Origin of the sequence: Mucilaginibacter gynuensis (assembly GCF_039541195.1) — a bacterium.
Classification (GTDB): domain Bacteria; phylum Bacteroidota; class Bacteroidia; order Sphingobacteriales; family Sphingobacteriaceae; genus Mucilaginibacter; species Mucilaginibacter gynuensis.
Map to the genome: position 1 here is coordinate 1 of NZ_BAABFT010000022.1, position 12,436 is coordinate 12,436.

Annotated in this window: 7 protein-coding genes; 4 read left to right on the plus strand and 3 right to left on the minus strand. The window is 42.0% G+C overall.

Annotated features, from left to right (window positions below):
• Positions 1 to 320: 320 nt before the first annotated feature.
• Both ABD894_RS25305 and ABD894_RS25310 read left to right on the plus strand, forming a co-directional pair.
• Positions 321 to 629, plus strand: coding sequence for a glycine-rich domain-containing protein (locus ABD894_RS25305; protein WP_345213887.1), 309 nt, complete (start codon positions 321 to 323; stop codon positions 627 to 629).
• Positions 630 to 866: 237 nt separating this feature from the next.
• Positions 867 to 1,148, plus strand: coding sequence for a hypothetical protein (locus ABD894_RS25310; protein WP_345213888.1), 282 nt, complete (start codon positions 867 to 869; stop codon positions 1,146 to 1,148).
• A gap of 4 nt (positions 1,149 to 1,152) precedes the next feature.
• Here the strand turns inward: ABD894_RS25310 and ABD894_RS25315 are convergent, their stop codons facing one another.
• Together ABD894_RS25315 and ABD894_RS25320 are read right to left on the minus strand one after the other, a co-directional pair.
• On the minus strand, positions 1,153 to 1,929 hold the full coding sequence (locus ABD894_RS25315) for a GLPGLI family protein (protein WP_345213889.1): 777 nt from the start codon (positions 1,927 to 1,929) through the stop codon (positions 1,153 to 1,155).
• Between the two features lie 8 nt (positions 1,930 to 1,937).
• Positions 1,938 to 4,748 carry an outer membrane beta-barrel family protein gene (locus tag ABD894_RS25320; RefSeq protein ID WP_345213890.1) on the minus strand — a complete coding sequence of 937 codons (2,811 nt, stop codon included), beginning with the start codon at positions 4,746 to 4,748 and terminating at the stop codon, positions 1,938 to 1,940.
• A gap of 314 nt (positions 4,749 to 5,062) precedes the next feature.
• On the opposite strand from ABD894_RS25320, the gene ABD894_RS25325 reads away from it, so the two are divergent.
• On the plus strand, positions 5,063 to 5,188 hold the full coding sequence (locus tag ABD894_RS25325; protein WP_345213891.1) for a hypothetical protein: 126 nt from the start codon (positions 5,063 to 5,065) through the stop codon (positions 5,186 to 5,188).
• Between the two features lie 20 nt (positions 5,189 to 5,208).
• On the opposite strand, the gene ABD894_RS25330 is transcribed toward ABD894_RS25325, so the two are convergent.
• Positions 5,209 to 8,106: a glycoside hydrolase family 38 N-terminal domain-containing protein gene (locus ABD894_RS25330; protein ID WP_345213892.1), complete on the minus strand. Its 2,898-nt coding sequence runs from the start codon at positions 8,104 to 8,106 to the stop codon at positions 5,209 to 5,211.
• Between the two features lie 1,209 nt (positions 8,107 to 9,315).
• Here ABD894_RS25330 and ABD894_RS25335 point away from each other — a divergent pair.
• Positions 9,316 to 12,414, plus strand: a complete 3,099-nt coding sequence (locus ABD894_RS25335; RefSeq protein ID WP_345213893.1) for a SusC/RagA family TonB-linked outer membrane protein — start codon at positions 9,316 to 9,318, stop codon at positions 12,412 to 12,414.
• Positions 12,415 to 12,436: the final 22 nt, after the last annotated feature.

The window sequence follows — 12,436 nt, forward strand, 5'->3', positions numbered from 1 at the left end:
AACAGAGAAGTCAAGCCCGCCAGAGCCGATGGTACTGCGGTAAAACGTGGGAGAGTAGGTCGGTGCCCAATCTTAAACAAACCCTCTATCCAAAAGATAGAGGGTTTTGTTGTTTTTAGGCGAGTGGTAAGTGGTGGGTTGTAAGTTGCAGGTTCCGCGTTGTAGGGAAATATTCCAACGCATAGACATCACACTAACGCTTCTTACAACACACAACTCAAAACACACAACCTCTTTTCCATACAACTCACAACTTTCAACATACAACTAATCTCCAACCAAAACATTTATCTAGATTTAGAGCATACATATCATGGTATATGAATGCAACCGAAACCTCGCTTTGGCAAAAGATCCAAAGCTTTCAACTGGATCAGCCGGATGCTGATTTTAGTTTCTCTGCCCGTCTCGCTCGTGAAAATGGCTGGACAGCGGCCTACACTCATCGCGTTATTAACGAATACAAAAAGTTTATCTTCCTTTGCTGTGTGTCAGAACAGGGTGTAACCCCATCAGACCCGGTAGACCAGGCCTGGCATTTGCACTTAACCGTTACACGTTCTTATTGGATAGATCTTTGTCGCGATACTTTAGGAAGTGAAATACATCATAACCCTACCAAAGGTTGAAAACAGGAAGCGGTTAAGTTTAACAACTATTACTCCCTGTCGAATAAATTATATGTCGAGAAGTTCGGCGTTCAGCCTCCCGCAGATATATGGCAGGATAATCATACCCGCTTTTCGGATATCAACTTTCAGCGTGTTAATCTAAGCAGGTATTGGCTAATTAAAAAGCCGCGTATAACGCAGATCACCATTATTGCTACCCTGGCATTAGTTGCAGGGGGCTTATTTGTACAAGCCATGGAGGCGGCAATAGTATTCCTGATATTTGGCTGTGTGGCGGTAGCTGTGATGGTAATTTCTGGCTCAATTTTTATCGACAATAATGCCGGCAACATCAAAAAGAAAAGAGAGGGAAATAATGGTGGTGCAGGTTGTGGAGGAGATATAGATATTGATGGAAATACATCATCAGATCACCACCACGATGGCGGGCATCATGGTGGTGATAGTGGTTGTAACAGCGGCTGCTCGGGGTGTTCATCTTCCGGGTGCAGCGGTTGTGGTGGTGGCGGCGATTAGTCGCTTATAAAGAATACGCTTTTAAGGCTTCCTGCGCGTAGTCGCCCCAATCTTTCATTACATCTTTTATTTTATCAAAAAATTCCTTGCTGGTTACCGATTTTCCCTTTACCGGTGCCGCCACCGAATTGGCAGGTACAGGAGTATCGGTTACTTTGGTGGCAAACCAGGTTACGTTTTCGTGCGGTAAGGCCACGCCTAATATCATACCCGGTAAGCCGCTAAATGATTCCGGCCCGCCCGATACAGGTATTTCTTCGGTATAGAATGCGACTACATATACCGAATCAAGTACTAAACCATTTGCCCTGCGGCAAGTGTAACCTGCTATGTCGCGGGTTTCGCTGGTTATTTTCCATTTAATATGGTGTGTGCTGTCCCTTACCAAAAAAGTTTCTTCATAAACCTTTTTTTGGTTAATTATTTTATTGGTATTAAAATCGGTATAAACAGTATTGTTCTGCACCGTCATCGGGCTGTTGCCAAAGAAACCGTTGTTGGTGTTTTCCGGTGGAATTGGTACAAACAGTGTTTTATTATCCGAAAAATTAAGCGTGCTCTTCAGCTTTTTAAACTGCGGCTGGTTTTTCTTGTACTGATCGTAAGCAGGTTGCAGGTATGATTCATTATCCTTATTAATATTCTTTTTAATAATGGCATACATGTTCATGCTCTTCTCGTATTCAATAGTACCCGAGCGGGCGAAACGCGCGTTTTGGGCTGCCGCAATATTGCTTAAGCAGGCAATTACAGCTATGGTGATAATATATATTTTTTTCATGATATGGTTTATTTTGAAGTTTTAACGCCGCCGCCCATCTTATTAAAATCGTACACTACCGATAGCATAAAGTACCTGCGAATAGAGGTGTAGCTGTTTTGATAGAAGCTGTTGGCTGTGGTGTTACGGGTAAAGCCCGCGTTCTTGTTCAATAAATCGTTTCCGGTTAATGATACTTTCAGGTTATCTTCTTTCAGGAAGGTTTTAACGATCGATGCATTCCAGATAAACTGACTGAAGTCATCAGGGAACGACTGTGTTTTGGCCTTGTATTCGTAATTACCATCCGATGATATTTGTAATTTACCCGGCAGGTAAATGTTAAACGATGCATTAGCGTTAAAACCTTTGCCATCATTGATGTTCTTCCTCAGTTCGCCATTCGTCATGTATGATGACGTGCTTTTGGTATAATTAGGGCGGAAGTTCATCCAGAAATCATACTTCTTTTGTTTGTATTTCGACAGACTTACACCGGCCGAATAGGTATATGATTTGGTGCTATTGAGCTCATTGTTGATCATGTTGTAATAGGTGTTACCATTTGCACTCATGTTTAAGCCAATATTGAAATCACCTTTTGATATCTTTTGATCGAAATAAGCATTAGCATAAAAATTGTTCGGTTTTTTTCCACTAAGGTTGAACGATTGGTAAGTACTGCGACCGGTTGAATCGGTAAAGGTATTGCTTACTATCGGATTTGTGGTGAACGAGTATGAACCGCTCAACCATATCGACTGGCCACTTAATACCTTGTAAGAGTTGTAACCTAAATTGAAACGGTGGTTAAATGAAGGTGTAAGGTCGGGGTTACCCAGGGTAATGTTCAGCGGATCGGTATTTACACGTACAGGCTGTATCTGATCAATAGTAGGCTGGGTGGTGTTACCATAGTAGTTAAACCTGAACGATTTTTGTTGCGTAAACCTGTATTGGTAACTGGCCTGTGGGTTCCAGTTGGTGAAATGCCTTTTAAAAATATCGTCGGTATACAGGTTAACTTGCTTAAAGCTTACATCAGATACCTTGGTACCAAAGTTAATCACGTGCTTTTCTTTTTTATAATTGAATATAGCGCCTACCTGGTTCGAGAACTGGTTCAGTTTAAAATCATTACTCAATGAATCATTCAGCAAGTTGTAATTTCCGGGTGCCGACTGATCGAATGATTTCCTATCGGCAGTACTGTTATTAATACCGAAACCATAGTTCAGTATTACCGAGAACGCTTTAGTGAAGGGTTCGGTGTAGGCAATATTACTACTCAAAACAGAGCTTTTGGTGTCGTTAGTTTTATACTGATCAATCTTTTGATTACTGATCACCCCTGTGCTATCGTACAAGTTGGTGTTCGATTGCAGGAAACCTTTGGCATTGCTTTGATTAAATGCTTCTGCAAGGTTTACAGATAGCGTACGACCGGCCTTTTTGAACTTTTTGGTATAAAAAGCACTCATGTTCAAAATGCGACCGTCAACCTTATTGGTTAAACGACGTGTGTTATCATTACGCAGTTCATCGTTACCATTGCGGGTTTCCGAAGTATAGTCGCTGTTGGTTTCGCTGTTTTTAACAGTACCATCAACTGTCAGTTTCAGGTTTGAGGTCGAATCCAGTTTGATTTGATAGGTCGCGTCAAGTTTTTGTCTGAAGATAGAGTTGTTAAAGATCTGGTCGGAATTACTTTTGATGATACCAGTTGGCAGCGTGTTTTGGGATAGCGTGTTGGTGCTACCATCAACAGCTAACGATCCTATTTTGTAATTGGTGTTGATGGAGTTCTTATCATCGTTCCATTTAGAATCGTAGTGTAAACCGCCGGTATGTGCCTTCGGGATACCCTGACCGTTATACCTTCCGTCGAACGAATCCAGGTCATCGCCACCGCCGCCGAAATACATAATGCCATCGTCAACAAACTGCATCCCGTCAGATCCGCCTCCGTATTTATTGCTATCCTCCCAGCCTAAACCGGTTTTGCCTGTATTGCTGGAGGTACCGTAAGCAGAGAATTTTTGCTTGGCCTTAAATTTATTGAACAAAGCTTGCCCCTGGTAAAAATCTTTAGTGCCTATGCCGGCATCTACCTTACCAAAGTAACCGCTCTTTTTATCTTCTTTCAGTTTAATGTTGATGGTTTTGGTTTTCTCGCCGTCATCAATACCGGTAAAGGTAGCCTGGTCACTTTTTTTATCGTATAGCTGTACCTTATCCACCATGTCGCCACGGATGTTTTTGGTAACAAGGGTAGGGTCGTCGCCAAAAAACTCTTCGCCATCTACCAATACCTTATTTACGGCCTGCCCTTGCGCGGTTATCTTACCGTCTTTATCTACCTGTATGCCGGGTAGCTGTTTCAGCAGGTCTTCCACTTTTGAGTTGGGCTGTATTTTAAACGCGGCAGCGTTATATTCGGTGGTATCACCTTTTATTTTAATGGCGGCGGCGGTTCCTTTAATTAAAACCTCTGCCAATAGTTTCGATTTCAGCAGCATGTTCAGCTGTTTAAAATTATGCTCTGTTTTAGCCGAATCTAAACTGAACTCTTCTACATAATCGGCATATTCGGGATAGGTGATCAGCAAAAGGAACTTGCCTTTGTTAAGTTTGCCTATTGAAAATGATCCGTTTTCGGCAGCGCGGGTAAAGCTGACCAATGTGGAATCTTTAGCGTTTAGGATACTTACGGAGGCATCTTTAAGTTTTACGTTTGAGGCACTATCGGCCACAGCTCCTTTAACACCATAGGGTGTTTGGGCGAACGATCGGGAAGTAAAACAAAGGAAAAGTAGTAAGGTAAAAATTGTGTATTTCATATAAAGTTTTAAAGGCACTCAATGATAACTAAATTCTTAGTAGTTGGGAAAAATTTAACACTTATTAACAAAAATGATACGAAAGGGGCTGTTTGATTGCTATTTCTAACAGACGCATATTAAGTGTTAATGTTACAGTTTTAATAAAATTTATCATGTTATTTGTTTGTTAATTAATGATTCGAAAGTACAAGGGCCTGCATTCAAAAAATAATAGGATTGTGAGCATTGACTATATGGATGTGAATTTAGCCGGCTTCTCGAAGTTTGTGCGGAAAGCAGGATGACGGAAGGTGTTGAATTGCGTTTATTTGATGGCTACTACACTTCTGAAAACTATTGAAGGAATTGCCGCGAAAGAGGTTGGCAATTTGCAAAAAGGGCGAATATTACCGCATAAAAAAAGCGGTGCCCCGAAAAGATCAGGATACCGCTTTTAGATAATTATGTGAGGATTGGTCTAAAATTCAACTCTAACGGTCACTACATCTTTCCCTGCAATAGTAAATGTACTGTTTTTTTGCGTTTTACGCTCTTCCGAAAGGTCGCTCGACCAAACTTTTATTGCAGAAGTATTTACAGGCGATAACGTTACGCTGCTTTCGTCGGCATCGCTGTTAACCAATTGGGCAATTAATCCCTTGCCGTCATCAGCAACTTTTACCGCCTCTATGTATACGGTTTTGCTATCCAATTTAAAAAATGGTGCTTTATCATTACTGCCAGATGCTGCCGAAGCTATCAAAGGCTGATGGTTATCTAAACCTGTTTGGTTAGCCTTGTAACTATCGTACCCGTCCTGGTGCGCCTGTATGTAATAATGGAAAGTAACCACGCCTTCCTGATCGGCCCTGAAATTGGTATGCCACAGGTTGTTCATTACCCACGAGTATATATTAGGCGATTGCGGCGTAAACGACACCCACAGTGGCGAATGGTGCAAGCCACCCAGTAAGCTACCGGTATTGGTTTTCCCTATTTCAAACAGCGGTGCATCGGGGCTGCTCCAGGTGATGCCGTATTCGCTGTTTGATATATCCACCCAGCGCTGCATGGTATACCAGTTACGGTTGGCATAAGGTAGTTGATCTGCCTCGGCGGCGGCGCTTCCCCATGGAATGCTGTAACGCACCTGTGCACCCGGTATATTAAATGGAAACGCGAAGTGTACATTCTCCTTAGCGCGAATAGCTTTTTTATCCACAGTATTGATCAGTTCTACCTTATCCAATCCACTTACTAAACGTACTTCACGAGTAAGGGAATTGCTGCCCGGCGCGTCGGACTTTATCAGTAAACTAACCACCAAAGGGCCGTTTTCTTTAATACTGATTACGGTGTTGCTGCTGGTTTGTGTTTTCTTTAAGGCAGCATCCGGCATGTAGAGGTACTGGTTAAGCCCGGCCGAATCTGCCGATACATAGTTGCGCGCCGCTTTTACCAGTTTTTTAATATTGCCGCTTTGTTTATCCACATCAATGGTGTAAAGCCCATTGCTTAGGGTGGTGGCGGTTACTTTTGCATTGCCTTGCGCAAAGGCTTTACCTGCATTTATAGTATAAGTGCTTTTGTCCAACTGCGGAACTGCCTGTGCTATAAACACCAGTTCGCCGGTTGTTAGGCGTTGCGATGGTATCTTTTTGCCCGAAGCGTCCTTCACCAAATCGCCGGCTTTACTTAATGCCGCCGGAACATAAACCACATCGGTACGGTTCCATGATAGGGTATTGTACACGTCAATGGTATTGGCTTTGGCCGATGCCGGGGTTAAAACAAGTTTCATCAGCGAATCAACCTTACTATGCGCCGTTAACACGAACGATTGTTTTACCGCCCATTCACTTTTCACTTTCGCGTCATCCGGGTCATCCACACTGTTATAGGCACCCCAGGTATGCTCGTTATAAAGCAGCAGGTTTTTCCAGCTATCGTTAAAGGCATCGGCAGGGTAGTTGGCTTTATTGTTAATGGCCCAAATAGCATCCGCTTGTTTCAGCTGATCGGATGTATGACGACTCAAAGCGGTTTCTTTAGCCGCGCATGCTACTCCATCTGTCCAATACTCGGTATAATCGCCGGTGTATTGCGGCAACTTGTCTTTGTATTTACTCTCCAGGTCATTAAAAAACTGCTTGGTTGAGGTAATGATCAGTTTTGGCGATGAAAATTTCTCGTTCCAGGCTTTAACGGCATCCGGTAGTTCTGGGTCGATGGGGGCGTTGTCGCTCATGGCCCAGGTAAGTATCGACATGTCATACGGAAATTTATTTTGCTCTAAACCGGCAAGGTATTCAAAAACGTAAGGGTTCAGGAAGTTCTCGGTAGGATGACCGGTATAAAACGGCTTAGGATCTTCAATGGTAAAAAAGTTAGGGATCTTAGTACCCTTTAAAGCATAGCCGATAGAGTACGGTTGGCATTGCCAGAACAGCAGTTTTTGCTTGCCCGATGGCGATACCCAGTAAAAAGGTTTATCCTGCCATTTGGCCAGCTGACCAATTCTATCTGAAGCGTTGGGACCCGAAAGGAAATATTTGATCCCGGTTTGCTCTACCTGCGAAGACAAACCCCACGACGCGCCCGGTACATCACCCTGAAACATGGTGTGGATCTCAATGCCGTTATACTTAGCCAGTTTTTGCGATTTGTAGAACATCTGCATCAGTTGTTTCGAATCCGTCATGCTGGTATTGATGTTGCCATAAGCGCCATCCAGGTTTATCCAGCCGCTTTTTACCGCATCCCAAAAGCGCTTCTTTTTTTCTTCGTCGGCTGTTTTCAGGTAATTATCTACTACCCATATTGCTTCGGTTGTCCATTTAAAACGGGCCTCAGCAGGGTAATTCTGTGTTTTTTTAGCCAGTTCTATAGATTCGTCAATGTTTTCCTTATGCAGCTTCAGCACCTTAGCCTGGGTATTGGTGTACCCAATATCGACATGCGAGTGGGGTAATACATAAACGCTCCAGTTATCGCGCGCCGGGTCAACAATGCAGCGTGCCACATAATTTTGCGTACCCGATGTTAAGGTAACTGTTGCCTGTGTAGATACCTTTATAGGCGCGCCGGGTAGGGCCAGTTCGTAAACATCAAGCCCGTCTTTACTGGCCGGTATGGTAATTACATCTTTATTGTTATTAAAACTTACGGCAGCCTTGGCTTCGGCAAAACTTTTTCCGTTTTTAAACAATAGCCTTACCATGCGGCGATTTTCGCCATTGTATTTAAGGTAAGCTACGGTTTGCTGTAAGGTAACAGAAGTGAAAGCCGTTGCCGGGGTCGCGGCCATTTGCGCAAGGGCATTAATGCTTGTCGCGCAAATGATCAGCACAATAAAAACAAGATTCAGTTTTCTCATTTGTTTTGAGGGTTGATATAGTATAGTAGTATTGTTTACCGCGTAAGCCGACTAAATTTACAATTAGCCGGGATGCCTTTTTTAAGGGCTTATAGAAAAAGGACGTTTATCTTGTACCGGGCAAATTGCCATTGTACATATAAAGTTATAATGTACAAACATATTGGATTGCTTTTAATAATCAAAATATCCTGATCATATTTTTTGCCTGCTTATTCTTTACCAGGCTATACATTGCGCAAGGGTTTCTCTGTTCAAATAGCAGGAGGCTGTGTAAGTTTGCAGCTATTATGACGGTGGCACTTCGCTGATTGATATGTATATCAGTACCCCTTGATATAACACCACTTTCTGTACAGAAAATAGTGGAGATGATGAATTGGCTAATAGTTAATAACTCCCAAACTATCAGGCAATAAAATGTCTTTCTGACGAGTATTCACAAAGGATATGTATATCAGACAGATGTGGTATTTTCTTAATGGATAAAACTGCTAAAACAAGTTAGCTTAATCCATTAGCATGTGTAAATGTTAATAAACAAATTAGAAAGAAATGAGAACCTTTTTAAAATTTAGCTTTGAATTGAGTAAAAAATATGGATATTAGTACTGCATTTACCAGTTATACCTAACTAATTACTAAACTATTGATGTTCCAATATAAAATTTGGAATTAAAATTTATATACGTATGTTTGTACATACTATTGAGTGAAAAACAAACCAATACCTAATATTTAAACTTGCGGAAACGCGCCTTTTTGTACTAAGTTTTTGTTCGATTTAATTTAATGCTGAATGAAAAGACTGATACTATTACCCGGTTTTTATTTAACTGATTAACCACCTGTATAACCGGTGGCGGCTTTGCTTTGCGGTGAAGTTTGCTGTGTAATAGTTTCAATAAGCTTTCATTCTGCATAAAAATGAATACCGTGCTGTATACGGGCATGGCGTGTTGCACAATTATTATTTAACCAAAAACCATTAAAAAGTCACTGTAACTGTAGCGACCAATTTTTGGAGAAACCTTTTAAACAACCAATTGATATGCAAAAAAATAATGTCGTAAAGGCAGCCGGAATTGCTTTGCCCAAATTTTGGCAGGCATGCAGCCTTTGCATAAGCCAACCGCCGTAGTGCTAAAAGCATTTTAATAGCTCTCTTAAACACAATTATTATTTAAAACCAACCAAACAATCATTGTTATGATGAAAAAACTTATTTACGCAATTATATTTTCCTTACTATCCCTGCACGTAATGGCGCAGGTTAAGGTAAATGGTAAAGTGACTGATGCTAAAGATAATAGTCCGCTTGCAGGAGTAAGCGTGCATGTTAAAGGCTCAACCATAGGCGCGCAAACAGATGCCAGTGGTAACTTTACCCTCGATTTGCCGGCAGCAAACTCCGTAGTGGTATTCACCTATATAGGTTACAGCGAACAGGAAGTTAGCGCCGCGGGCAAAACAACCCTCAATGTAAAACTTACCGAAGAATCAAAAGAACTGAACGAGGTGGTAGTAATTGGTTATGGTACTGCCAAAAAATCAGATTTAACAGGTGCAGTAACCACTGTTAAGGCTGAGCAGCTACTGGATAAACCTGTGCCCAACTTGTCGCAAGCCTTGCAAGGTAAAGTAGCCGGTGTTGATGTAAGTGTTAACAGTAATGCGCCGGGTGCGGCTGCCAAGGTACGTATCAGGGGTATTGGTTCTATCAACTCCAATGTTGACCCTATTTATGTAGTGGATGGTGTAGTAGGTGTTGACCCCAACTCAATCAACCCGAATGATGTGGCCTCTATAGAGGTGCTGAAAGATGCGTCATCAACTGCTATATATGGTGTGCGTGGTGCCAACGGTATTATTATGGTAACCACCAAACGTGGTAAACGTGGCGCGGCTACCATTAGCTATGAAGCTAACGGAAACATCAGCCAGCTTTACAGGCACGTACCTACCCTTAACTCTGAAGAGTTTGTGCGTATTTACAACGAATCATACGCTAACGGACAAAAATTCTCTACAGATAACTCGGTACAAACACCGCCTAAAGAGTTGAACAACGTGAATTATCCGTTGCTGTTTGATGCCAACAATAAACCTATTTACAATACCAACTGGGAAAAAGAAACCTATAAACCATCTTTCTCGCAAAGTCACCAGATCAATATACAGGGCGGTAGCGAAAAATCAGTTTATAGCTTATCGTTCGGTTATCTTAATCAGCGTGGTTTAACCCCTACATCAGCTTTTAAACGTTATTCGGCTAAAATGACTATGGATAACGATGTGAAAGATTGGTTACGTGTTGGTGGTAGCATCAATATCATCAGCAGTCGTCAGCGTATGGTTACCGATGGTAATGGTAGTTTGAACGTACCCCGGGCAGTTAGTGAGGAAGTGCCAATTGTACCTATCAGGTACCCTGATGGTAACTGGGCGGGTAACTTTGATATAGCCGGTCTTGAAGGCGCGCCAAACCCTATACAAGTAGCTAACGAGCGTTATACGCTTAACAATACGCTGCAAGCGTTGGGTAACATTTACGCCACGTTCAAAATATCATCTGAACTGGAGTTTAAAACCGACTTTGGTTATAACCTGGCATCGCAAAAAAATAACTTTTATTCGTCTCTTGCGCTACAACACTTATCTTTCGATCAGGGTGGTGTAGCCAACATTAATGCCAATATTAACAACTACTGGCAAACAGAGAACTACCTTACCTGGAATAAGAAGATTAATGAACACCAAAGATTTACTGCTTTAGCGGGTATTTCGTTCACCAAGGCTACTTACGAAAGGGTGAGGGCCGAAACGCAAAACTTTATCGACGATTTCTTCCAGTACAACAACCTGGGTGCAGGTTCGGTAAAAAGCGCTTCTGAATCTGATAACCAGCCGAGTTCGCCGGTAGCGCTTAATCCGGGTCAGTTAGAGTCATTTTATGGCCGTATCAGTTATAATATTGATGAAAAGTATTTGTTTACGGCTACCGGTCGTTACGATGGTTCATCACGTTTTAGCGAGAAAAATAAATTCTCTTTCTTCCCTTCGGTAGGTGCTGCATGGCGCGTATCGCAAGAAGACTTCATGAAGAACAATAAATCCATATCTAACTTAAAAATAAGGAGTAGTTATGGTATTACAGGTAATCAGGAAATAGGTAACTATCGTTCGCTGGGTCAGTTAACTACAGGTCAAACTGTTTTAAACAACGCTGCTGCAATTACACTATTACCGGGTTATTTGGGTAACCCTGATTTGAAGTGGGAAAGAACCAAGCAATTTGATGCCGGTTTAGAATTGGGCCTGTTTGGCGACAGGATTAACTTTAACGCCGATTTTTATATTCGTAATACCAGCGATCTGTTATTGCAAACGCCTATCCCGTGGTCTGCCGGTTTTGTAACGCCCAATGTATACAAAAACGTAGGTTCTGTTAGAAATACAGGTATAGAGTTAAGCCTGAATACAGTGAATGTAAAAAGTAAAGACTTTGAATGGTCAAGCACTTTATTATTCACCAGTAACAAAAACGAGATCACTAAATTGAACGATGGTAATGCCGATATCTTCCCCGGCCCTAACTTCTTAGGTCAAAACTATGTGATCCGTGTGGGTCAACCTATTGGCTCGTTTTATGGTATGACCAGGCTGGGTACTTATAGCGACTCTCCTGCAGATATTGCTGAAGCTGCTACACATGGTTTAAAAGCAGGCGACCGTAAATATATTTACAATGCCGATGGCAGTAACTATTACAGCATCATCGGTCGTGCCAACCCTAAATGGACAGGTACTATCAGCAGCACCATGAAATACAAAAACTGGGATTTTTCATTCGATATCCGTTTTGTACAAGGCGTAAATACAGCAGCTAACTTTAAACACTCGGTTGAAGACAGGCAAACCATATCAAACAGTTTAGCTACTGTATTGAACGGCTGGACACCAAGCAACCAAAATACTTTTGTATCACAAGTACGTAACTACAAATACGCGCAAGATTCGCATTTTGATACCTGGTGGGTAGAAGATGGCTCATTCATCCGCGGCCAAAACTTTGTATTGGGCTATAATTTGCCGGGCGCTGCCTTGCAAAAATTAGGAGTAAGCCGTTTCCGAATTTATGCCAGTGTACAAAACTTGTTCGTAATTACCGATTATACAGGTTACGATCCGGAGGTTGATACCTTTAATAACAGCTATGGTTCAAACCCTGCGTTTTCACAAAACATTGATTTCTTCGCTAACCCTCGTCCGCGCGTGTGGAACCTTGGTTTACAGGTAGGATTTTAATACTTGTGAATATGGTTAATAA